The sequence below is a fragment of the Cellulomonas sp. FA1 genome (genome assembly GCF_000986825.1).
GTDB lineage: Bacteria > Actinomycetota > Actinomycetes > Actinomycetales > Cellulomonadaceae > Cellulomonas > Cellulomonas iranensis.
The window spans coordinates 2,281,899-2,305,095 of sequence record NZ_LBMY01000001.1; the positions used below are offsets into that span (position 1 = coordinate 2,281,899).

The window sequence follows — 23,197 nt, forward strand, 5'->3', positions numbered from 1 at the left end:
ATGCCACCCGGCACCGCACGCCCCGCTCGCCGCGACCGCGAAGCACCACCCCCGACCGCCCCCTGACCCACCGCCCGGCGACCAGGTCGCCCCGTCCGCCGGAGCGTGGAAGCGCTTCCAGTCCGCAGTTCGCAGTCCGCCCGCCCGACCAGCCCGCGCGCCGCCCGCCGGAGCGCACGTCCCCCCGGAGACACCGTGGTTCCCTCTCACGCCCCGCGCCGACGGCGGCGCACCCGATGGCTCGCCGGCGCCACGTCGGCCGCCCTGCTCCTGCTGCCCGCGCTCGCGTCGACCGCGACCGGAGCCCCCGTCTCCGGCGTGCACGACTTCGCCGACGGCGACGCGCAGGGCTGGATCTCGTACGCGAACGCCGGGACGGTCACCTCCGGCGTCACGGACGGCGAGCTGTGCGCGACCGCCGAGGGCGGCGTCAACCCGTGGGACAGCGCGCTCCAGCACGACGACGTGACGTACGACCGCGCCACCACGTACACGGTCTCGTTCGACGCGCGCGCGTCGGCGCCCGTCACGATCCCGATGCAGGGCGGCCTCGGGTACCCCGCGGCGTTCGGCCACCAGGTCGTGCTCGACGGCACCGACGCGCCGCAGCGCGTCGAGTTCACGTTCACGCCCGCCGACTGGCCCACGCGGCCCGGCAACCCGGACTCGCCGGTCGCCGACGACTGGACCACGGGCACCGGGCAGATCTCGTTCCAGCTGGGCGGCCAGGCGGCGCCCTACACGTTCTGCGTCGACAACTTCTCGATGACGTCGGGCACGCGCATCGTCCACTCGTTCGCGGGCGGCGACACCGGCGACTTCGACCTCTACGACGCCCCCGGCGCCGGTGCGGGCACGGCCCGCGCGAGCGCCGACGGCCAGGGCGCCTGCATCGACCTGCGCGGCGGCTACGCGGCCGCCTACGAGGCCGGCCTCGAGCGCAAGTACGTCGAGGTCACCGAGGGCCGCAACTACGTGCTCGAGCTCACGGCGTACGTGCCCGGCGCGGGCGACGCGTCGACCGACGTCAACGTGCTCGTCGGCCAGTACGGCGACCCGTGGCACCGCGTGCTCGACGCGAGCGCGTCGCTCACGTCCGAGCCGCGCACCTTCACGTTCCCGTTCACGGCCAACGCGTCCTTCAGCGCCGACCCCGCCGCGGCGTTCGGCCGGATCCAGGTCGAGCTCGGCCGCCGCGCGACGCCGTACACGTTCTGCGTCAACGACGTGTCGTTCGTCGAGACCACCGAGGCGCCGCCCGCCTACGAGCCCGAGACCGGGCCCCGCGTGCGCGTCAACCAGGTCGGCTACCTGCCCGCGGGCCCCAAGCGCGCGACGCTCGTCACCGAGGCGACCGACCCCGTCGAGTGGCGGCTGACCTCCGGGTCGACCGTCGTGGCGTCCGGCACGACGACGCCCCGCGGCGTCGACCCGACCGCCGGCGTCAACGTGCACGAGATCGAGTTCGACGACGTCACGACCCCGGGCACCTACACGCTCACGGCCGACGACGACACGAGCCACCCGTTCACGATCGGCGCGGACCTCTACCAGGACCTGCGCCACGACGCGCTGAACTACTTCTACCCGGCCCGCAGCGGCATCGCGATCGACGGGTCGATCATGGGCGACGAGGCGTACAGCCGCGAGGCCGGCCACGTCGGCCGCCCGGGCGACGCGACGCCCAACCAGGGCGACTACGCGGTCCCCTGCATCACGCCCGAGGAGGCGCAGGGCCTCTACGGCGACTGGACGTGCGACTACACGCTCGACGTGGTCGGCGGCTGGTACGACGCCGGCGACCACGGCAAGTACGTCGTCAACGGCGGCATCGCGGTCGCGCAGGTGCTCAGCACGTACGAGCGCGCGCTGACCTCACCCACGGGTGACGCCGCGCCGCTCGGCGACGGCAGCCTCGACATCCCGCGCGACGAGCAGACCAACGGCGTCCCGGACCCGCTGGACGAGGCCCGCTGGGAGCTCGAGTGGATGATGCGCATGCAGGTGCCGGCCGGGCAGCCGCTCGCCGGCATGGTCCACCACAAGGTGCACGACGTGGACTGGACGGGCCTGCCGCTGCTGCCCGCCGACGACCCGCAGCCCCGCCGGCTGCACCGCCCGTCGACCGCGGCGACGCTCAACTTCGCGGCCGTCGCGGCGCAGGGCGCTCGCCTGTGGGAGCAGTACGACCCCGAGTTCGCCGCCGACCTGCTCGCCGCGGGCCGCGTGGCGTACGACGCGGCCGTCGCGCACCCCGACCTGCTGCAGCCGGCGCCCAACGCCGACCCCAGCCCGGGCGGCGGCCCGTACGACGACGACGAGGTCCAGGACGAGTTCTACTGGGCCGCCGCCGAGCTCTACCTGACCACGGGTGAGCAGGTCTACCAGGACGCGGTGCTCGCGAACGAGTACCACACGGCCGACCTGTTCACGAAGGGCGGCTTCTTCTGGGGCGACGTCGCGGCGCTGGGCCGCATGGACCTCGCCACGGTCGAGTCCGCGATCCCCGGCCGCACCGCGATCCGGCAGTCCGTCGTCGACGGCGCCGAGCTGTACCTGTCGCGGCAGGCCGCCGAGCCGTTCGGCACGGCCTACTCGGGCAACGTCGACGGCGTGTACGAGTGGGGCTCGAACTCCGCGGTCCTCAACAACCAGGTGGTGCTCGGCACGGCGTTCGACCTCACGAGCGACCAGCGGTTCGCCGACGCGGTGGTCGAGTCCATGGACTACCTCATGGGCCGCAACGCGCTCAACCAGTCGTACGTCACGGGCTACGGCACGGTGTTCTCGAAGAACCAGCACAGCCGGTGGTTCTCGCACTCCCTGACGGAGTCGCTGCCCAACCCGCCCCGCGGGTCGGTGGCCGGCGGCCCCAACTCGGACTTCGGCACGTGGGACCCGATCATCCAGGGTCTGTACAACCCGGAGCACATGTGCGCGCCGCAGCTCTGCTACGTCGACAACATCCAGTCCTGGTCGACCAACGAGATCACGGTCAACTGGAACTCGGCGCTGTCGTGGGTCGCGTCGTTCGTCGCCGACCAGCAGGCCGGCGACCGCTCCGACGCGGGGGCTGTCGCGTGGGTCACGACCGACCCGGCCGACACCACGGCCGTCGACGGCACCGACGCGACGTTCACCGTCGCGGTCACGGGGTCCCCGGCGCCGTCGGTGACGTGGCAGCAGCTCGTGGACGGCACGTGGACCGACGTCGCCGACGCGAGCGGTGACGCGCGCACGGTGAGCACGGCGCGCGCCGCGGCGCTCGCCGACGGCACCACGCTCACCGTGCCGGCCCGTCTGGCCGACTCGGGCGCGCAGTTCCGCGTCTACGCGGCCAACGAGTTCGGCGGCGCGTACTCGGCGCCGGCCACGCTCACGGTCACCGCGGCGGGCGGGACGGACGGCGGCTCGACCGGTGGGGGGTCCGCCGGCGGGTCGACGGACGGCGGCGCGACCGGCACGACCACGCCGACGAGCGCCTCGCGGCCGCTCGCGACGACCGGCGCGAACGTCGGCGTCGCGCTCGGGGTCGGGCTCGCGCTCGTCCTCGGCGGCGCGGCGGCCGTGGCCCTGCGACGTCGGGCCCGCCTGCGGGGCTGACGGGCTCCGCACCGCGCGGCCCGCGCCGCGCACCCACCGCCCCGGTGACCACCCCTCTGGTCACCGGGGCGGTGCGCGTCCGGCCCCGGGCGCCCGTCCGACGCGGCACGGCGCACGCCGCGCACGCCCACGTACCCCGCCGCGCCTACGATGCCGGGACGCCCCCGACCCTCCCGGAGACCCCGTGCTGCTCGTCGCCGTCGCCGCGCTCGCGGTGCTGGGGGCGGCCGCGTGCCGGCGCGCGTCGGCCGCGGCGTCGGCGCTCGCGGTGGCCACGACGACGCTCGTGGCGCTCGCGGCGGGCCTGGCCGCGTGGGGTGCGGTCGCGGCGGCCACGGCGGAGCGCGCACCCGCGTGGCTCGTGCTCGTCGCCGTCGCGGTGGTCGCCCCGTCCGCGGTGCTGGGCGTCGCGCACGCCGTCCCGCACGTGCGCGCGCGGCTGCCCGCGCGTGACCCGCGCACCGCGCTGGACCGCGTGGAGGCGTGGGCCCACCGGCACCCCGTGCGGGTCGGTCGGCTCGACGTGCTGCCGTTCGTCGTGCGGTGCGTGCGCCGCGTCGTGGACGTGCGCATCACGGGCCTGGCCGCCGAGATGACGTACTTCGCGCTGATCTCGGCCGTGCCGCTCGTCACCGCGCTGGGCGCGTCGCTCGGGTACCTCGAGCGGCTCACCGACCCGGGGCGCGTCGCGCAGGTCGAGGACGCCGTGGTCGGGGCCGTGTCGCACGTGCTGGCCGACGACGTCGCGCAGGAGGCGCTCGTCCCGCTGGTGCGCGGACTGCTGCGCGAGGAGCGCACCGGGTTCGCGATCGGGTCGGTGCTGCTGACGCTGTGGCTCGCGAGCCGCATGTTCCGTGCCGCGATCCGCGCGCTCGACGACGCGTACACGGTGCCCGAGCGGCGCGGCGTCGTCGCGCAGGTCGTGCTGGGGCTCGCGCTCGCGCTCGGGGGGCTCGTCACCCTGGTGACGGTGCTCGTGCTCGTCGTCGTCGGGCCGCTGCTGGGCGGTGGCGACGAGATCGCGCAGCGCCTCGGGCTGGGCGACGCGTTCGGCACGGTGTGGGCGCTCGCGCGCTGGCCCGTCGTCGTGCTCGTCGCGGGCGCCTACCTGACGCTGCTGTACCGCTACGGGCCGAACCTGCCGCGCGGCACCACGTGGCGCCGGGCCGTGCCCGGTGCGCTCGTCGGCACGGTCGGCCTGGTGCTCGTGGCCGCCGCGTTCGCGGTCTACCTGCAGGTCGCGGGGCCGTCCGGGCCCGACGTCGACGGCGGGCGGCTCGTGCAGGTCGCCGCGCAGGTGCTGGGCGCGCTGCTCGCGGCGGTGCTGTGGCTCTGGGTGTCGGCGATCGTCATCCTCACCGGCGGCGTCGTCAACGCCGAGCTCGACCGGCGCGCCGCCCCGGGGACCGCGGCGCGGACGCCCGGCCCGGGGCCGGACGTCCGCGCGGGCGACCCTCGTCAGGCCAGCGTGCCCGGCGCGCGGTAGGCGAACTCGCGGTCCGCGTCGGTGATCGGGCGCAGCACGCGCGCGGGCACGCCGCCCACGACGACGCCCGCCGGCACGTTCTTCGTCACGACGCTGCCCGCCGCGACGATCGAGCCCGCGCCGATCGTCACGCCCGGCAGCACGACGACGTGCGCGCCGAGCCACACGTCGTCCTCGATGACGACGGGCGCCGAGAACTGCTCCATCTCGGCGCGCAGCTCGGGGTGCACGGGGTGGCCCGTGACGGTGATCGTCACGTTCGGCGCGATCATCACGCGCGAGCCGATCGTCACCTCGATGTCGTCGACCAGCGTGAAGCCCACGTTGACGAACACGTCGTCGCCGAACGACACGTTGTACCCGTACGACACCTGCAGCGGCGCCTCGATCCACACGCGCTCGCCCATGGGCCCGAACAGCTCGCGCGCGAGCGCCTGGCGGCCCGCGACGTCCGTCGGGTTCATCATGTTGAAGCGCCACGTGAGCTCCTTGGCGCGCTGCCGCTCCTCGACCAGCGCCTCGAGCCCCGGGCCCTCGTCGTTGTACAGCCCCTGGGCGCGCATCCGTGCCCGGACCTCGCGCTCGACCTCGTTCATGCCACCACCCCGTCGTCGTGGCCCGGCGACCTGAGCACGGGCCGCGGTCACCCTACGACGCCGGGCGCGGGCGTCGGCGAGACCTGGGTCCTCCCCGGCGGGCACGCCGGGACGCGGGAGGCCCCGCTCAGCGGGAGGGACGGCCCGCGGGTCGGGTCGCGGCGGCGAGGTCGTCGGCGAGCCGGACCGCGTCGTCGTCGTCGAGGTCGTGGACGGTCAGCCGCAGGTGGGGCGCACGCGGGACGCGGCGCTCGAGCGCGAAGTCCGCGCCGTCGCGCGCGAGCCACCCGCGGCGCATGAGCCGCGCGGTCACGTCGGACGACGGGGCGGGCAGCGCGACCCACACGTTGAGGCCGTCCGGCGCCGTCGCGGCGAGGCCGCGGGAGGCGAGCAGGTCGACGAAGGCCGCGTTGCGGTGCGCGTAGCGGTCGCGCGCCGTGGCGAGCAGGTCGTGCGTCGCGGGGTCCGTGAGCAGCGCCGCGGCCGTGCGCTGCAGCAGGTGGCTGACCCACGTGGTGCCGGGGCCGAGCCGCGCGGCGAGGCGGTCGGCGGTCTCGGGGTCCGACGCGACGTAGGCGAGCCGCAGGTCGGGCCCGAGGAACTTCGAGACCGAGCGCACGACCGCCCACCGGGCGTGCCGCGGGCCGACGACGCTGCGGTACGGCGAGCGGGACAGCAGCGAGAAGTGGTCGTCCTCGACGACGAGGACGTTCGGGTGCGGCGCGAGGACGCGGCGCAACGCGGCGGCCCGCCGCTCGCTCAGGCTCACGCCCGTGGGGTTGTGGGCGCGCGGCGTGCAGACGACCGCGCGGGCCCCGGCCGTCAGCGCGGCGCGCAGCCCGTCGACGGTCATGCCCTCCGCGTCGACGGTCACGGGGACGGGCAGGTAGCCGGCCCGGCGGACCGTGCTGATGCTCGTGAGGTAGCACGGGTCCTCGAGCGCGACGAGGTCCCCCGGCGCGAGGGTCGTGGCGAGCAGCCGCTCGACGCCGTCGACGGCGCCGCCGGTCACCGAGACGCGCAGCTCGCGCGGGCAGTCCGCCGTGACGTGGTCGGTGGCCCAGGTGGCGAGAGCGGGGTCGAGCGCCGACTGCCCGTAGAGGACGGGCGCCGCGGGTGGCACGCGCACGGCGGCCGGGTCGGGGAGCAGCCGCGGGTCGGGGTTGCCGCTGCCGACGTCGCGCAGCACGGTGTCGCGCGCGAACCCCTCCTCGGGCAGCTCCTCGGCGCCGGCGACCCGGGTGCCGGCCCTCCCGCGCGTGACGACCGCGCCCGCCTGGGCGAGCTGCCGGTAGGCGGCGACCACGGTGTTGCGGTTGACGCCGAGCTGCGCGGCGAGCGTCCGCACGGGGGGCAGCGGGTCGCCGGGCGCAAGCGTGCCGCCGTCGACGAGCGCGCGCACGCTCGCGGCGATGTCGCCCGCCGTCCGGCCGTCGATCGTCACGCCCATGCGGCACCTCCAGGTTCAGCCTGAGCCTATGTTAGCGTTTGACCTATGCCAAACGTCGTTCCGGTGACCGCCGCCGAGCGTTACCCCACGGCGCACGACGTCGGCGACTTCGTCCGCGCCGTCGCCCACGTGCGGTCCCGGATCACCGCCGCCGCCGAGCGCGCCGGGCGGTCCCCCGACGAGGTCCGGCTGCTGCCCGTCAGCAAGACCGTCCCCGAGGACCGCCTCCGACTCGCCGTGCAGGCGGGGTGCCGCGAGCTCGGCGAGAACAAGGTCCAGGAGGCCGCGCGCAAGCGCCACGCCCTCGCGGACCTCGACGTCCGCTGGTCCGTGATCGGCCACCTGCAGACCAACAAGGCGCGCGAGGTCGCCGCCTGGGCGTCCGAGCTCCAGGCCCTCGACCGGCTGCGCGTCGCCGAGGCCCTCGACCGGCGGCTCGCGGCCGCCGACCGCACGCTCGACGTCCACGTCCAGGTCAACACGTCGGCCGAGGACTCGAAGTTCGGCTTGCCGCCCGAGGAGCTGCCCGCGTTCCTCGCCGCGCTGCCCGCCTACCCGCGCCTGCGGGTGCGTGGCCTCATGACGCTGGCCGTCCTGAGCGACGACCCCGCGCGGGTCCGCGAGTGCTTCGCGCTGCTGCGGACCCTGCGGGACCGCGCACGGGACACCGACCCCGACCTGATCGGCCCGGGCGAGCTGTCCATGGGCATGTCGGGCGACTACGAGATCGCCGTCGAGGAGGGTGCCACGTGCGTGCGCGTGGGGCAGGCGATCTTCGGCGCCCGGGCCGTCCCCGACAGCGTGTACTGGCCGGAGGCGACACGTGACCGCCGCTGACGTCGCGACCACGACCCGGACCCCGAGCACGACCCCGCCGACCGGCGACGACGAGCCGGAGTCGGCAGCCGTCGTCGACCTCGCAGCGATCCGCCACAACCTGCGCGTCCTGGGTACCGCGGCCGGCCGAGCCCAGGTCATGGCAGTCCTCAAGGCCGACGCCTACGGGCACGGCCTGCTCCCCGTCGCCCGCGCCGCGCTCGCCGCGGGCACCACGTGGTTCGGCGTCGCCCGGGCGTCCGACGCGTTGCTCCTGCGCACCGAGCTGCGCCCCGCCGACGCCCACGTCCTGACCTGGCTGCACACCCCCGGCGCCCCCTTCGCGCGCCTGCTCGCCGCCGAGGTCGACGTGTCCGTGGGCGCACCGTGGGCGCTCGAGGAGGTCGCCGCCGCCGCGCGGGACACCGGCAGGGTCGCGCGCGTCCACCTCAAGGTCGACACGGGCATGGGCCGCAACGGCGTCGGCGCGGACCAGCTCGCGTCGCTCGCCCGCCGCGCCGCGTCCCTGGCCGCAGCCGGTCACGTCGAGGTCGTCGGCCTGTGGACGCACCTCGCGTGCGCGGACACCCCAGGGCACCCCGCGACCCACGACCAGGTCGCGCGGTTCGAGGACGCGACCGACGTGCTGCGAGGCGTGGGGATCGAGGTCCCGCTGCGGCACGTCGCCGCGTCGGCGGGCACGCTCACGGACCCGCGCCTGCACTACGACCTCGTGCGCCCGGGCCTCGCCGTCTACGGCCTGTCGCCGCTGCCGCCCGGCGACCCGCGCGCGAGCATGCTGACGCCCGCCATGACGCTGCGCAGCCGCCTCGCGGCGGTGCGCCCGGTGCCGGCCGGGACCCCGGTGTCGTACGGCAGCGAGCACCGGACCACGCGCCGCACGGTGCTGGGGCTCGTGCCGCTCGGCTACGCCGACGGCGTGCCGCGCCACGCGTCCACCGACGGTCGCGGGCCGGCCCGCGTGCACGTCGGCGGCCGCGCGGCCCCGGTCGTCGGGCGGATCTGCATGGACCAGCTCGTCGTCGACCTCGGGCCCGGGGCCGGCGACGCCCCCGGGGACGTCGTGACGCTCTTCGGCCCGCCCGGGGCGGGCGGCGTCCCCACGGCCGCGCACTGGGCCGCGAGCGCCGGGACCATCCCCTACGAGGTCGTGAGTCGTGTCGCCGCCGCGGTCCCGCGCACCTACCGGGACGACGACGCGCCGTGAGCGCATCGTCGGCAGCGTCGCCACGGGCGGCGGGCCCCGCACACGCCGAGCCGCGCGCACCGCGCCGCCCCTAGGGTGTGCGCGTGAGCCTCGACGACCCCGCGCGCCCGGCCGCACCGCCCGGGGCGGTCCCGCCGCAGTGGGTGCCCCCGCGGCGCAGCACCACGACCCGTGACGTGCTGGCCCTGCTGGCCGGCGCGCTGCTCGCGGTCGCGGCGCTGGCCGCGCTCGGGCTCGTGCTCGTGGAGGTCGGCGTCGCGGCGGGGGTCGTCGGGACCGTGCTCGCGCTCGTGCCGCTCGCGGTGGTGCTGGCCGGCATCCGGTGGCTCGACCGCTGGGAGCCCGAGCCGCTCGGCGCGCTCGCGTTCGGGCTGCTGTGGGGCGCGGGCGTCGCGGTGCTCGTGTCGCTCGTCGTCAACGACCTGACGCTGTGGACGGTCGCGAGCGCGACGGGCGACCTGCAGGCCGGCGCCGGTGCGGCCGCGCTGGTGTCGGCGCCGATCGTCGAGGAGGCCGCCAAGGGCGCGGGCGTGCTCGTGCTGTTCCTGGCGCGGCGGCGCTACTTCGACGGCGTCGTGGACGGGATCGTGTACGCGGGCGTCGTCGCGGCGGGCTTCGCGTTCACCGAGAACGTCCTCTACTTCGGCAGCGCGGGCGAGGCGCTCGCGGGCACGTTCGTCATGCGCGGCCTCGCCACGCCGTTCGCGCACCTGCTGTTCACGGCGTGCACGGGTGCGGCCCTGGGGATGGCGGCACGCTCGCGGCACCGGGGGGCCGCGTGGTGGCTGTTCCCGCTCGGCCTGCTCGGCGCGATGGTGGGTCACGGGCTGTGGAACGCGACGAACCTCGCCGCGGGCGACGCGTACCTCGTGGTGTTCGCCGTGGTGCAGGTGCCCCTGTTCGCGGGAGTCGTGGGGATCGCGGTGTGGCTGCGCCGCCAGGAGTCCGAGGTGATCCGGCGGCGACTGACGGAGTACGGCTACGCCGGGTGGTTCGCGCCGCACGAGGTCGAGATGCTCGCGTCCCTGCCGCGGCGCGGCACGGCCGTCGGCTGGGCGTCCCGCACGGGTGGTCCGGCCGCGGCGGACGCGATGCGCCGGTTCCAGCGCGACGCGACGTCGCTCGCGTTCCTGCGGCAACAGGCCCTGTCCGGCCGCGCCGACCTGCGCCGGCACGCCGAGTCGGAACGGGACCTCCTCGCGGCGGTCACGACCGACCGCCACCGGGTCCTCACGGCGTCGACCCGCCCCTGACCCGGCCCGTCTCCGTCGCGCAGGCGCCGCGGAACTGGTCACGTCTTGGCGGCGACCCGCCGGTACTGGTCACCTCTCTGACCAGTTCCGACGCATTGGTCCGACGCGCCGGCCGTGGCCGCGAGGGTCCCGGCAGACGCGGGTTCGCGGCGGGTATGCTGAGCGGGTTTACAACGTTGTGAAATCCCGCGCGCCCCGAGCACCCGTGCGTCGGCGCCGCGGACCGACCCCGGAGCACCGATGACCGCGCACGCCACCGTCCTGCTGCACCCCGACTTCCGCACCGGCACGCTCGACCGCCGCCTCTTCGGCTCGTTCGTCGAGCACCTCGGCCGCGCGGTCTACACGGGCATCTACGAGCCCGACCACGCGACCGCCGACGAGCACGGCTTCCGTCGCGACGTCGCCGACCTCACGCGCGAGCTCGGCGTCACCGTGGTGCGCTACCCGGGCGGCAACTTCGTCTCCAACTACGTGTGGGAGGACGGCGTCGGGCCCGTCGAGCAGCGCAAGCCGTTCATCGACCTCGCGTGGCGCACGGTCGAGCCCAACCTGATCGGCACCGACGAGTTCCTGCAGTGGGCCGAGCGCGAGGGCATCGAGCCCATGATGGCCGTCAACCTGGGCACGCGCGGCGTCGCCGAGGCCGCGGCGCTCGTCGAGTACTGCAACGGCGTCGCCGGCTCGCGCTGGGCCGACCTGCGCATCGCGAACGGCCGCACCGAGCCGTACGGCGTCAAGCTGTGGTGCCTCGGCAACGAGATGGACGGCCCGTGGCAGATCGGCCACAAGGACGCGCACGAGTACGGCAAGCTCGCCGCCGAGGCCGGCAAGGCCATGAAGCTCGTCGACCCGACCATCGAGCTCGTCGCGTGCGGGTCGTCGTCCATGACCATGGACACGTTCGGCGAGTGGGAGCAGACCGTCCTGTCGTACACGTACGACCTGGTCGACCACATCTCGATGCACGCGTACTACGAGGAGCACGACGGCGACCGCGCGTCGTTCCTCGGCTCCGGGACCAGCATGGACCGCTTCATCCGCCGCGTCGTCGCGTCGGCCGACGCGGTGGGCGCGCGCAAGCGCTCGGACAAGCAGATCACCATCTCGTTCGACGAGTGGAACGTCTGGTACCTCGAGACGCGGTTCCCGGGCGAGTCGAACCTGCCGCTGCAGCACCAGCCCGCGCGCATCATCGAGGACGTCTACTCGGGCCTCGACGCCGTGGTCCTGGGCGACCTCATGGTCACGCTGCTCAACCACGCCGACCGCGTGCCCGTCGCGTGCCTCGCGCAGCTCGTCAACGTCATCGCGCCGATCATGACCGAGCCGGGCGGCGAGGCGTGGAAGCAGCCCACCTACCACCCGTTCGCGGCCACGACGCGCCTCGCGCAGGGCGACGTGCTCGACGTGCGCGTGCAGGCCCCGACGTACACGACGGCGCGCCACGGCGACGTCCCGACGGTCACCGCCGCGGTCACGTGGGCGGGCGAGCCCGACGCCGGCGAGCTGGGCGTGTTCCTCGTCAACCGCACCGCCGAGGCCGTCGAGGTCGAGCTGCGCCACCCCGGCGTCGCGCTCACGCTGGGCGGCGGCACGCAGGTCACGGCCGACCACGAGCCGGCCGTGCACGGCCCCGCGCACGCCGCGAAGGTCGCCGCCGAGCACGTGACGACGCTCGACGCGGCCCCCGTGACCGCGAGCGCGACCGGCACCACGACCGTGCGCCTGGCGCCGGAGTCCTGGACCGCGCTGTCGGGCACCGCGACGGTCGTCTGACCACGGTCGTCCGACGACGATCCGGCCGCCCTCCCCGACCCCGGGGAGGGCGGCCCGCCCCCTCTTGAACCGCGAGAGCGCGATCCAGTCACCCCGGAGGCCCTGGTGGACGAGCCGTACGGCTACCTGCTGGTGCACCACGTCGAGGACCCCGACGGGTACGGCGAGCGCATCTACTTCTCGCTCTCGGCGGGCGACGACCCGCTGCGCTGGTACCGCGCCAACGGCGGCCGCCCCGTCCTGACGTCGACGCTGGGCACCACGGGCGTGCGCGACCCGCACCTCGTCGCGGGCGACGGCGAGTGGTTCCTGCTCGCGACGGACCTGCGCATCTACGGCGGCGACGACGCGGGGTGGGACGCGTGGACCCGGCACGGCAGCCGCAGCCTCGTGGTGTGGCGCTCGACCGACCTCGTGCGCTGGTCGGAGCCGTGGCTGCTCGAGGTCGCGCCGCCCGAGGCGGGCATGGCGTGGGCGCCCGAGGCGACGTACGACCCGGCGACGCGCGAGTTCGCGGTGACGTTCTCGTCGTCGCTGTACCCGCCGGACGACGTGCACCACGCCGCGGCGTCGTACCCGCGCGTGCTCGTGGCCCGCACGCACGACTTCCGGACCGTCACCCCCGCGCGCGTGCTCATCGACCACGGCACGGGCGTCATCGACACGACCGTGGTGCCCGCCGCGCTCGCGCCCGACGGGCGCGTGCACCGCTTCTCCAAGCAGGACGCCGACGCGCCCGGGTCGCTCAGGCTGTTCCACGAGGCGGGCTCGGCGCTCGACGCCGACGACTTCGAGGTCGTCGCCGCGCGGCTCGCCGACGACCGGTACGCGCACGTCGAGGCGCCGCTGGTCTTCCGCGACCACCGCGACGGCACGTGGTACCTGTGGGTCGACCAGTACTCGGTGCGGCCGCAGGGCTACCTCGCGCTGCGCACCGACGACCTCGCGTCGGGCGACTGGCGCGAGGTGCCGGGGTTCTGCCTGCCGCCCGACACCAAGCACGGCGTCGTGGTCCCGCTCACGCGCGCACGGCACGCGGCGCTGGCGGCGGCCTACCCGCCCTGACGCCCGGCGGCGCGCCCCTCGGCCCGCGCAGGGCACGCCGAGCCTGGAAGACGACGGACGGCCCGCGGGGTCAGAGGGGCTCGGTCAGCCGGTCCGCGACGATCGGCAGCCACGCGGCCGCGTCGGCGCGCGCGCGGGCCGCGGGCTCGGGGTCGGCCGACAGGTCGGCGGCCTCGAGGTCCGCCATGTAGCCGGCCGCGAGCAGCCGCAGCAGCTGGCGGGCGGGCAGCACGAGGCGACGGCCGAGGCGTGGCATGAGCAGCTCGATCTCGTCGGCGACCTCGTCCGACATCTGCCGGTCGAGGTCGTGGTGCCGGCGCGCGATCTCGGGGTGCCGCATCGCGAGCAGCGTGAGCTCGGCGTTGATGACGCGCCACCGGCGGTCGTGCGAGATGCGCTCTAGCAGGATCTCGAGGAACGACGAGATGTCCTGCAGGTCGAGCTCGGCACCCGCGGCGCACGTGGCCTGCGCGACCGCGAGCGCGTCGCGCAGCTCGGCGATGCGGCGGCGGTGCTCGCGGGCCGCGAGCGCGAGCAGCAGCTCGTGCTTGCTCTCGAAGTTGGAGTAGAACGCGCCGCGCGTGAAGCCCGCGCGCTCGCACACGGCCTCGATGGACGTCGCGTCGACGCCCTCCTCCGCGAACAGGCCGAACGCGGCGTCGAGCAGGCGCTCGCGGGTGTGCTGACGGCGGCGCGACACGGCCGGGTCGGCGGCGACGTCGACGGGTGCGTCGGTCATGGGCCACCTCCCGGGGCGTCGTGGGGTCGTCGGGCTCTCACAGGTCCGGCGTCGATCCTAGCGCTTGGATACAGCCGTGTATCGCATACGGCCCCGTATCGCATACAGTCTCGTATCGAAGCGCGTCGCATCTCGTGCGCCGCGTCGCCGGACGCCGCCGTCCTCCCCCGCACCCACCGACCCTGGAGCAGCCGTGTCCTCTGCGCTCTACCGCCTCGGCCGCGCCGCGTACGCGCGCCGCCGTGCCGTCATCGGCGCCTGGCTGGCCGTGCTGGTCCTGCTCGGCGCAGGCGCCGTGCTGCTCGGCGGCAAGCTCGACAACTCCGTGACGATCCCCGGCACCGAGTCGCAGGCCGCGCTCGACCGGCTCGCCGCGACGTTCCCCGAGGCGGCGGGCACCACCGCGCAGGTCCTCGTGGTGGGCACCGACGGCGGCCAGGTCGACGACCCCGCGGTGGTCGCCGCCGTCGACGACGCCGCGCAGCGGTTCGCCGACGTCCAGGGCGTCACGTCCGCCGTCTCGCCGTTCGACACGACGACGCCCGGGGCGTCCGAGACGAGCGACGACGGCGAGGCCGCGATCATGGTCCTGTCGCTGCGCGGCGAGGGCGTCGCGATCGGCGCCGACGTCAAGGACGAGCTGCGGGCGCTCACCGACGACCTCGCGGCCGCCCTGCCCGACGGGTACGACGCGACCATCGGCGGGCAGCTGTTCTCGCAGGAGTTCCCCGGCCTGAGCATCACCGAGGCGCTCGGCGTCGTCGTCGCGTTCGTCGTGCTCCTGCTCACGCTCGGCTCGTTCGCCGCCGCCGGCATGCCGCTGCTCAACGCGCTGCTCGGTGTCGGCATCTCGACGATCCTCGTGCTGGTCGCGGCGGCGTTCACGTCGGTCACGAGCACGACGCCGCTGCTGTCGCTCATGCTCGGGCTCGCGGTCGGCATCGACTACGCGCTGTTCATCGTGTCGCGCCACCGCGAGCTGCTCGCGACCGGCCTGCCACCGGACGAGGCCGCGGCACGCTCCAACGCCACCGCCGGCTCCGCCGTCATCTTCGCGGGCCTCACGGTCATGATCGCGCTGGTCGGCCTGTCGGTCGCGGGCATCCCCTTCCTCGGCGTCATGGGCGTCGCCGGGGCGATGGCCGTCGGCGTCGCGGTGCTCATCTCCATCACGCTCGTGCCCGCGATGCTCGGCGTCGCCGGCACGCGCCTCGTGCCGCGGCCGTCGCGCCGCGCGCGCCGCCACGCGGCCGCGCAGCCTGCCGCCGCGCAGCCCGCAGCCGGGCGCGACGCGGCACCCGCTGCCACCCCCGCCGACGCCTCCGACCCCGCCCCGCACGGCGACGACGAGTGGGACCTGCCCGCGCAGCACAACCGGTTCTTCGCCGGCTGGGTGCGGCTCGCGACCGCCAAGCCGTGGATCACCGTCGTCGTGACCGTCGGCGCCATGGCCGCGCTGGCGTTCCCCGCGCTCGACCTGCGCCTCGCGCTCCCCGACGCGGGCGTGCAGCCCACCGGGTCCTCGCAGCGCGTCACGTACGACCGCATCTCGGAGCACTTCGGCCCCGGCGCCAACGGCCCGCTCGTCGTCACCGGCAGCATCGTCACGAGCGACGACCCGCTGCAGCTCATGCAGGACGTCGCCGACGAGCTGCGCGCGCTCCCCGGCGTGCAGGGCGTGCCGCTCGCGACGCCCAACGCGTCGATCGACACCGGCATCGTGCAGGTCGTCCCCACCACGGGCCCGACGGACCCGAAGACCGCCGACCTGGTCAACGCGATCCGCGACCTGCGGCCCGAGATCCAGGAGAAGTACGGGTTCGACCTCGCGGTCACCGGCTTCACGGCCGTCGGCATCGACGTCTCGGCCAAGCTCGGCGCGGCCCTGCTGCCGTTCGCGGTCTTCGTGGTCGGGCTGTCGCTCGTGCTGCTGACGATGGTGTTCCGCTCGGTCGCGGTGCCCCTCAAGGCCACGGTCGGCTACCTGCTGTCCGTCGCGGTCGCGTTCGGCGTCGTCACGAGCGTGTTCGAGCACGGCGTCGGCGCCGACCTGCTGCACGTGTCGCGGCTCGGCCCCGTCATCTCGTTCATGCCGATCGTGCTCATGGGCGTGCTGTTCGGCCTCGCGATGGACTACGAGGTCTTCCTCGTGTCCCGCATCCGCGAGGACTACGTGCACTCCGGCAAGGCGCGCGCGTCGATCGCGACGGGCTTCGTCAGCTCGGCCAAGGTCGTCACCGCGGCCGCCGTCATCATGGTCGCCGTCTTCTTCGCGTTCGTCCCCGAGGGCGACATCAACATCAAGCCCATCGCGCTCGGGCTCGCGGTCGGCGTGGCGGTCGACGCGTTCGTCGTCCGCATGACCCTCGTGCCCGCCGTGCTGCAGCTGCTCGGCGACAAGGCCTGGTGGATGCCGAAGAGCCTCGAGCGCGCGCTGCCGTCGTTCGACGTCGAGGGCGAGTCGCTGCACCGCGAGATCACCATGCGCGGGTGGCCCGGGTCGGACGACGTGGTCGTCGCGGCGCGCGACCTGCGCCTGGCCGTGGCCGACGGCGCCGACCTCGTGCAGCTCGACGTGCGGCGCGGCGACGCGCTCGTCGTGCACGCCGAGGACCCGGCGCGCCTGGCCGCGCTGCTGCTCACCGTCACCGGGCGGCTCGAGCCCGCGGCGGGCGACCTCAAGGTCGCGGGCTACCTGCTGCCGGTCCGCGCCGCGGCGGTCCGCCGCCGCGCGGGGTACGTCGACCTGCGCACCGAGGGCGTCGACGCGCTCGCCGCCGCTGTCGCCGAGGGACCGACGGTGCTCGCGGTCGACCGCACCGACGTCGTCACCGACGTGCGCGAACGACGCCGCGTCGCCGCGCTGCTCGCCGACGCGGCGACCGGCGGCACGACCCTCGTGCTCGGCACGGTCGGCCCGCAGCCCGCCGACGACCTGCTGCCCGACGGCACCCCCGTGACCACGCTCGCGCCCTCCGCCGGCGCCCTCGCATGAGCGCGCAGGAAGGACCTGTCATGACCCGCACCTCCCCCGCCCGCCGCTGGCCGGCCGTGGTCGTCGCGATCGCCGCGCCGCTCGCGCTCGTCGTGCTGCTGCTCGCGGCCGCGTGGGCCCCGGCCGACGCGCTGCCGCGCGTCAAGGCCGCCGTCGTCAACCTCGACCAGCCGGTCACGGTCCAGGGGCAGTACACGCCGCTGGGTCGTCAGCTCGCGAGCGCCCTCACCTCGGGCGACGACGTGAGCGCGAACTTCGACTGGGTCGTCACCGACGAGGACGACGCGACCGCCGGCCTGGCCGACGGCACGTACGCCGCGGCCGTGACGATCCCCGAGAACTTCTCGTCCGCGGCGACGTCGTTCACCGCGGCCGTGGGCGGCGGGTCGGCCGAGGCCGGTACGGACGACGCCACGGCCGGTGCCACGGGCACGGACGCGCAGGGCGAGGCACCGCAGGCCGCGGCGGCCGGCATCGAGACGGGCACGCCCGCGTCGACGCCGCAGCAGGCGACGGTCCAGGTCACGACGCCCGACTCGGCGACCGCCGTCGACCAGGTCGTCGCCAACGCGGTCGCGACCGCCGCGACGCGCGTGCTCGGCGAGCAGCTCACCACGACGTACGTCGAGAACGTGCTCGTCGGGTTCTCGACGCTCAAGGACCAGCTCGGCCAGGCCGCGGACGGCGCGACGCAGCTCGCGGACGGCACGCGGCAGCTCGCCGACGGCACGGGGCAGCTCGCCACGGGCGCCGACGGTCTCGCGGGCGGCGCGACGCAGCTCGCCGACGGCGTGCACCAGCTCGGCGGCGGTGCGAACCAGCTGGTCGGCGGGACCGCCCAGCTCGCGGGCGGCGCACGCCAGCTCGCGGGCGGCGCGGCGCAGCTCGCCGACGGCGCCGGGCAGTCGGCGGCCGGGGCGCGACAGCTCGCCCAGGGTGCGCAGGACCTCACGACCGGGACCGGGCAGCTCGCCGCGGGGCTCGCGCAGACCTCGGCGGGCGCCGGCGACCCCGCTCAGGGGCTCCCCGCGCTGGCCGCGGGCACGCGCGGTGTCGCCGACGGCACGGCCGCGCTCGTGGCGGGGCTCGAGAAGAACCTCGCCGACGCCCGGGCGGGCCTGCCGCGGCTCCAGGCGGGGCTCGACCAGGTCGACGGGCTCATCGCCGACCTCGGGTGCGCGCCCGACGCGACGACGCCTCCGTGCTCGGACCTCCTCGCGCAGCGGGCGCAGCTCGAGCAGCAGCTGGTCGCCGCGCAGGGCGCGGTCGCGGTCATCCCCTCGCTCCTGCCGGAGCTGGCCCCGCTCGTCGCGGGCGCCGACCAGGTGGCCGACGGGGCACAGCTCGCGGTCCAGGGTGACGGCACGCCGCAGAACCCCGGCCTGGTCGCGGGCCTGCGCCAGCTCGCCGACGGCGCCGCGCAGCTCGACGGCGGGGCACGCCGGCTCGCCACCGGCGCCGACCAGCTCGCGGGCGGCCTGGACCAGCTCGCGACCGGCACGTCCGGCCTCGCGTCCGGCGCGTCCGGTCTCGCGTCGGGGGCGTCGCAGCTGCAGGGCGGCACGTCGCAGCTCGCGGCGGGTGTCGCTCAGCTCGGCGGCGGCGCCGACCAGCTCGCCGACGGCAGCGCGCAGCTCGCCGACGGCGTACGGCAGACCGACGCGGGTGCGGGGCAGCTCGCCGACGGCTCGGCGACGCTCGGCTCGGGCCTCACGCAGGCGGTCGACCAGCTGCCGACGACACCCGAGGACGAGCGCGCGACCCTCGCGCAGGTCGTGACGGCGCCCGTCGCGGCGCCGTCCTCGACGGTCACGGCACCGCTGGGCCGCGTGTCGACCCTCGTCGCGGTCGCGCTGTGGGTCGGTGCGCTCGTGCTGTTCCTCGCGTTCCGGCCGCTGCCGGCGCGCGCCGCCGGCTCGACGCGTCCCGCGCTCGCGCTCGCGCTGAGCGCGCTCGGCGTCCCGGCCGCGGTCGCGCTGGTCGCGGGCGTCGCGACCGGTGCGCTGGCGGGGGCGATCACGGGTCAGGGGGTCGGGCGGACGCTCGCGCTCGCCGGGCTCGGCGGCCTCGCCGCCGTCACGCTCGCGGCGTTCCACCAGGCGCTCGCCGCGTGGTTCGGCACGGTGGGGCGTGGCATCGCGCTGGTGGCCGGGTTCGGGTTCCTCGTCGCGGGTCTCGCGGCGACCGTCCCGTCCTGGGTCGCGACGTCGGTGGGCTGGCTGCCGGTCGGTGCGGTCGCCGACGCGCTGGGCGGCGCGCTCGGCGAGTCGAGCGCGTCGGTCGCCGGTGCGGTCGTGGCGCTCGCGCTGTGGGCGGTCGGCAGCGTGCTGGCGAGCACGGCCGCGGTGGCCCGCGCCCGCAGCGCGTCGGGCGCCCGGGTGGTCGCGGCCTACGCCTGACCCGCGAACCCCGCACGGCACGACGCGCCGGCACCCCTCGCGGGTGCCGGCGCGTCGCACGTCCGGGCGCGGCCCCTCAGCGGCGCCGGACCGCCAGCACGCGCTGCAGCACGACGAACGCGAGCAGCACGACGCCGATGAACACGCGGGTCCACCACGAGTCGAGGCCCTCGCGCGCGATGAGCACCTGGATGAGCCCGTAGACGAGCACGCCCGCTCCCGTGCCGAGCACGAACCCGACGCCGCCCGACAGCAGCGTCCCGCCGATGACGACGGCCGCGATCGCGTCGAGCTCCATGCCGATGCCCGTGAGGTTGAACCCGGACTTCGTGTAGAGCGCGAACAGGACGCCGGCGATGCCGGCGCACGTGCCGGAGATGACGTAGACCCACACGCGCGTGCGCGCGGGGCGCAGGCCCATGAGGTTGACCGCCGCGCCCCCGTCGCCCGCGCCCAGGCCGTACACCGACCGGCCGAACCGCGTGTAGTGCAGCACGAGGAACGCGATGAACAGCACCGCGAGCGCCACGAGGATGCTCGCGTTGATGCGCCACAGCTCGCGCCCCTCGCCGAACTTCAGGCTCCACGCGGCCAGGCCGGAGAACTCGGCGTCGTCGATCTTGAGGGAGTTGACGCTGATGACGTTCGCGAGGCCGCGCGCGAGGAACATGACCGCGAGCGACGCGATGAACGGTTGGATGTCGAACACCTGCACCATGACGCCGATGAGCACGCCGCACGCCGTGCCGATGAGCACGGCCACGGGCAGCACGACCACGAGCGGCAGCCCCGCGGTGAACATCTCCGCGATCGACAGGCCGACGAGCGCGACGACCGCACCGACGGACAGGTCGATGCCGCCGGTGAGGATCACGAACGTCATGCCGACGGCGAGCACCAGCAGGTAGGAGTTGTCGACGAGCAGGTTCGACAGCAGCTTCATGCTGATGAAGTCGACGCGCTCGGTGGAGTACCGCTCCTGCCCCACGCCCAGCATGATCGCGAGCGTGAGGACCGTGCCGAGCACGGGCAGGAACCGGCGGTCGAACCCGCTCAGCGCGCGGCGCGCGCGGTGCACGACCGTGCCGGCGGGCCGGTCGGTGCGGACCATCTCGTCGGTGCTCATGCCGTCACCTCCTGGGCGGGCGTCGTCTCGACGGGGGCGGCCGGGGCGTCCGACCGGTCGGCGCGTCGTCGCCCGCGCAGCGTCGCGCGCAGCGTCGGCGACGCCGCGACGCAGACCGCGATGAGCACGATCGCCTTGAACAGCGGCGTGGTCTGCGACGGCAGCTGGAAGATGATGACGGCCCGCTCGAGCGTGCTGAGCAGCATCGCGCCGACCAGCAGCCCGCCGAGGTAGAACCGGCCGCCGTCGAGCTTGGTGCCGCCGAGCACGACGACCATGATCGCGTCGAGCTCCTTCATGAGGCCGATGTTGTTGGCGTCGGCCGCCATGGTCGGTGCGCCGTACACGAGGCCCGCGAGCCCCGCGAGGACGCCCGCGATGACGTAGACGGTCCACGTGGTGCGTCGCGACCGGACGCCCGCGAGGCGGCTCGCCTCGCGGTTGATGCCGATCGACTCGAGGAACATCCCGAGGGCGGTGCGCCGCACCAGCAGCACGACGAGCCCGAACGTGACGACCGCGATGACGACGGGCGTCGGGATTCCGAGCACGAACCCGGAGCCGATCGACTTGAACGGCGGGCTCGTGACGGTCGTGATCTGCCCCTGCGTGATGAGCATCGCGATGCCGCGCCCGGCGACCATGAGGATCATCGTCGCGATGAACGGCTGGATGCCGAGCCCGGCGACCATCGCGCCGTTGAACATCCCGCCCAGCCCGCCGACCGCGAGCCCCAGCAGCACCGCGGTCAGCACGGTGCCGGGCGCCGACGGGTCGGCGGCGTTGTCGAGGTAGGTGAGCGACACCGCGAGCGCGATCGCCATGACCGCGCCGACGGACAGGTCGATGCCGCCCGTCGCGATGACGAGGCACATGCCGAGCGCGAGCAGCAGCGGCGTCGCGCTGTTGCGCATGAGGTCGACGAGCTGCCCGAACAGGTGCCCGTCGCGGACCGTGACGTCGAGGAAGCCGGGGCTCGCGACGCCGCACGCCAGGATCAGCAGCACGAGCGCGAGCAGCGGCCAGAACAGGCCGTGGTGGGTGACCTCGCGCCAGACGTCGGCGCCGCGCGACCCGCGGGCGGGTCCGGCGGCGCGCTGGCCGGGGGCCGTGGTCGGGCTCATGCGCGTGCTCCGCTCTCGGCGATCGTCTCGAGGATGGTGGCGGTCGTGACGTCGTCGGTGTTGACGAGCTCGTCGACCTTCTGACGGTCCCGCATGACGACGAGCCGCTGGCTGAGCCGCAGCACCTCCTCGAGCTCGGAGGAGATGAAGACGACGGACATGCCGTCCTGCGCGAGCTCGGTGACGAGCTTCTGGATCTCGGCCTTGGCGCCGACGTCGATGCCGCGCGTCGGCTCGTCGAGGATCAGCAGGCGCGGCGCCGTGGCGAGCCACCGCGCGAGCAGCACCTTCTGCTGGTTGCCGCCCGACAGGTTGCGGATCAGCGCGTTCGGGTGGGGCGGGCTGATCTGCAGCGCGGTGATGTACCGCGCGACGACGTCGTCGAGCTGGCGCCGCGGGATGCGCCGCCACGTGCCGCGGCGGGCCTGCATCGCCAGCGCGATGTTCTCGCGGACCGTGAGGTCCCCGACGATGCCCTCCTTCTTGCGGTCCTCGGTCGAGTACGCGATGCCGCGCGCGAGCGCCGCGAGCGGCGACGTCAGTCGGGTCAGGGCGCTCTGCACGCGCACGTCGCCCGTGTCGGGGCGGTCGGCGCCGGACAGCAGCCGCGCGAGCTCGGTGCGGCCGGACCCGAGCAGGCCCGCGACGCCGAGGATCTCGCCCGCGTACAGGTCGACGTCGAACGGCTGCACCGAGCCGTTCTTGCCCAGGCCGACGGCCGTGAGGAACGGCGTCTCGCGGTCGGAGTGGATCGTGATGGTCGAGCGCGCCTTCTCCTCGATGCCGGCGAGCGCGTCGCCCGACTTGCCGATCATCGCGGCGATGAGGTCGCGGCGCGGCAGGTCGGCCACCCTGTGCTCGCCGACGAGGCGCCCGTTGCGCAGCACCGTGATGCGGTCGGAGATCTCGTAGATCTGGTCGAGGAAGTGCGAGACGAACAGCACCGCGACGCCGTCGTCCTTGAGGCTGCGCACGACGCGGAACAGCTCGGCGACCTCGGCGTTGTCGAGGCTCGACGTGGGCTCGTCGAGCACGAGCACCTTGGCGTCGACGACGAGCGCGCGCGCGATCGCGCACAGCTGCTGCACCGCGATGGTGTGCGACGACAGCATCGAGCGCGGGTCGACGTCGAGGTGCAGGCGGCGCAGGTACTCGGCAGCCTTGCGGCGCGTCGCGCGCCAGTCGATGAACGGCCCGTGGCGCACCTCGTGGCCGAGCATGACGTTCTCGGCCACCGTGAGGTTCGCGCAGAGGTTGACCTCCTGGTAGACCGTGGAGATCCCGGCGGCCTGCGCCTGGCTCGGGCCGTCGAGGCGGACCTCGTGGCCGTCGACCTCGATGCGCCCGGAGTCGATCTGGTAGACGCCCGTGAGCGCCTTGATGAGCGTCGACTTGCCGGCGCCGTTCTCGCCCATGAGGGCGTGGACCTCGCCCGGGAAAAGCCGGAACGCGACGTCGTCGAGCGCCTTGACGCCGGGGAACGCGATCGAGATCCCGGTCATCTGCACGACGGGTGCGGGGGGTGCTGCGGACATCGG

At 75.1% G+C, this 23,197-nt stretch carries 15 protein-coding genes; 9 read left to right on the plus strand and 6 right to left on the minus strand.

Going from position 1 to position 23,197, the window contains the following annotated elements; all coding sequences use genetic code 11:
• Positions 1-195: 195 nt before the first annotated feature.
• Together GY42_RS10300 and GY42_RS10305 are read left to right on the plus strand one after the other, a co-directional pair.
• The gene (locus GY42_RS10300) at positions 196-3,603 is read left to right on the plus strand and encodes a glycoside hydrolase family 9 protein (RefSeq protein WP_046529264.1); all 3,408 of its coding nucleotides are present in this window, start codon (positions 196-198) and stop codon (positions 3,601-3,603) included.
• A gap of 184 nt (positions 3,604-3,787) precedes the next feature.
• Entirely contained in the window at positions 3,788-5,089 is a 1,302-nt protein-coding gene (locus GY42_RS10305) for a YihY/virulence factor BrkB family protein (RefSeq protein ID WP_046529265.1), read from the plus strand.
• Here the strand turns inward: GY42_RS10305 and GY42_RS10310 are convergent.
• On the minus strand, positions 5,062-5,685 hold the full coding sequence (locus tag GY42_RS10310) for a sugar O-acetyltransferase (protein WP_046529266.1): 624 nt from the start codon (positions 5,683-5,685) through the stop codon (positions 5,062-5,064). The two genes, GY42_RS10305 and GY42_RS10310, sit on opposite strands and share 28 nt — an antisense overlap.
• Before the next feature lie 127 nt (positions 5,686-5,812).
• A complete protein-coding gene (locus tag GY42_RS10315) occupies positions 5,813-7,135 on the minus strand; it encodes an aminotransferase class I/II-fold pyridoxal phosphate-dependent enzyme (protein ID WP_046529267.1) in 1,323 nt (440 codons plus the stop codon).
• A gap of 45 nt (positions 7,136-7,180) precedes the next feature.
• Between GY42_RS10315 and GY42_RS10320 the strand changes: the two genes are divergently transcribed.
• The 5 genes from GY42_RS10320 (at position 7,181) to GY42_RS10340 (ending at position 13,276) form a co-directional block, all read left to right on the plus strand.
• Positions 7,181-7,972: a YggS family pyridoxal phosphate-dependent enzyme gene (locus GY42_RS10320; protein WP_046529268.1), complete on the plus strand. Its 792-nt coding sequence runs from the start codon at positions 7,181-7,183 to the stop codon at positions 7,970-7,972.
• Positions 7,959-9,179, plus strand: a complete 1,221-nt coding sequence (gene alr / locus GY42_RS10325) for an alanine racemase (protein WP_082131467.1) — start codon at positions 7,959-7,961, stop codon at positions 9,177-9,179. Before GY42_RS10320 ends, alr begins: the two co-directional genes overlap by 14 nt.
• Before the next feature lie 83 nt (positions 9,180-9,262).
• Positions 9,263-10,432: a PrsW family intramembrane metalloprotease gene (locus GY42_RS10330; RefSeq protein WP_046530823.1), complete on the plus strand. Its 1,170-nt coding sequence runs from the start codon at positions 9,263-9,265 to the stop codon at positions 10,430-10,432.
• A 240-nt stretch (positions 10,433-10,672) separates the two neighbouring features.
• Positions 10,673-12,211 (plus strand): arabinosylfuranosidase ArfA, encoded by a 1,539-nt coding sequence (gene arfA / locus GY42_RS10335; RefSeq protein ID WP_046529269.1) that lies wholly within the window; start codon positions 10,673-10,675, stop codon positions 12,209-12,211.
• A 105-nt stretch (positions 12,212-12,316) separates the two neighbouring features.
• Positions 12,317-13,276 (plus strand): glycoside hydrolase family 43 protein, encoded by a 960-nt coding sequence (locus GY42_RS10340; RefSeq protein WP_046529270.1) that lies wholly within the window; start codon positions 12,317-12,319, stop codon positions 13,274-13,276.
• 70 nt (positions 13,277-13,346) lie between these two features.
• Here the strand turns inward: GY42_RS10340 and GY42_RS10345 are convergent, their stop codons facing one another.
• A complete protein-coding gene (locus tag GY42_RS10345) occupies positions 13,347-14,015 on the minus strand; it encodes a TetR/AcrR family transcriptional regulator (protein ID WP_052748311.1) in 669 nt (222 codons plus the stop codon).
• Between the two features lie 193 nt (positions 14,016-14,208).
• Here GY42_RS10345 and GY42_RS10350 point away from each other — a divergent pair, with 193 nt between their 5' ends.
• The gene (locus GY42_RS10350; protein ID WP_046529271.1) at positions 14,209-17,010 is read left to right on the plus strand and encodes an MMPL family transporter; all 2,802 of its coding nucleotides are present in this window, start codon (positions 14,209-14,211) and stop codon (positions 17,008-17,010) included.
• Positions 17,011-17,030: 20 nt separating this feature from the next.
• Complete coding sequence (locus tag GY42_RS10355) at positions 17,031-19,409, plus strand: YhgE/Pip domain-containing protein (protein ID WP_046529272.1); 2,379 nt, start codon at positions 17,031-17,033, stop codon at positions 19,407-19,409.
• Between the two features lie 76 nt (positions 19,410-19,485).
• Here GY42_RS10355 and GY42_RS10360 read toward each other — a convergent pair whose 3' ends face one another.
• From GY42_RS10360 to GY42_RS10370, 3 genes are read right to left on the minus strand one after another with little or no spacing between them, the layout of a single operon-like run.
• The gene (locus GY42_RS10360; RefSeq protein WP_175578560.1) at positions 19,486-20,535 is read right to left on the minus strand and encodes an ABC transporter permease subunit; all 1,050 of its coding nucleotides are present in this window, start codon (positions 20,533-20,535) and stop codon (positions 19,486-19,488) included.
• On the minus strand, positions 20,532-21,659 hold the full coding sequence (locus GY42_RS10365) for an ABC transporter permease (protein ID WP_082131469.1): 1,128 nt from the start codon (positions 21,657-21,659) through the stop codon (positions 20,532-20,534). The genes GY42_RS10360 and GY42_RS10365 overlap by 4 nt, the downstream gene beginning before the upstream one ends.
• A complete protein-coding gene (locus GY42_RS10370) occupies positions 21,656-23,194 on the minus strand; it encodes a sugar ABC transporter ATP-binding protein (RefSeq protein ID WP_046529273.1) in 1,539 nt (512 codons plus the stop codon). Before GY42_RS10370 ends, GY42_RS10365 begins: the two co-directional genes overlap by 4 nt.
• Between the last annotated feature and the right edge of the window lie 3 nt (positions 23,195-23,197).

What these genes read in the sequence shown, in the direction of transcription:
- GY42_RS10310 (WP_046529266.1), bottom strand. Translation starts at nt 5,685, where the DNA reads ATGAACGAGGTCGAGCGCGAGGTCCGGGCACGGATGCGCGCCCAGGGG.
- GY42_RS10315 (WP_046529267.1), bottom strand. Translation starts at nt 7,135, where the DNA reads ATGGGCGTGACGATCGACGGCCGGACGGCGGGCGACATCGCCGCGAGC.
- GY42_RS10320 (WP_046529268.1), top strand. Translation starts at nt 7,181, where the DNA reads ATGCCAAACGTCGTTCCGGTGACCGCCGCCGAGCGTTACCCCACGGCG.
- arfA (WP_046529269.1), top strand. Translation starts at nt 10,673, where the DNA reads ATGACCGCGCACGCCACCGTCCTGCTGCACCCCGACTTCCGCACCGGC.
- GY42_RS10345 (WP_052748311.1), bottom strand. Translation starts at nt 14,015, where the DNA reads ATGACCGACGCACCCGTCGACGTCGCCGCCGACCCGGCCGTGTCGCGC.
- GY42_RS10355 (WP_046529272.1), top strand. Translation starts at nt 17,031, where the DNA reads ATGACCCGCACCTCCCCCGCCCGCCGCTGGCCGGCCGTGGTCGTCGCG.
- GY42_RS10360 (WP_175578560.1), bottom strand. Translation starts at nt 20,535, where the DNA reads ATGAGCACCGACGAGATGGTCCGCACCGACCGGCCCGCCGGCACGGTC.
- GY42_RS10365 (WP_082131469.1), bottom strand. Translation starts at nt 21,659, where the DNA reads ATGAGCCCGACCACGGCCCCCGGCCAGCGCGCCGCCGGACCCGCCCGC.
- GY42_RS10370 (WP_046529273.1), bottom strand. Translation starts at nt 23,194, where the DNA reads ATGTCCGCAGCACCCCCCGCACCCGTCGTGCAGATGACCGGGATCTCG.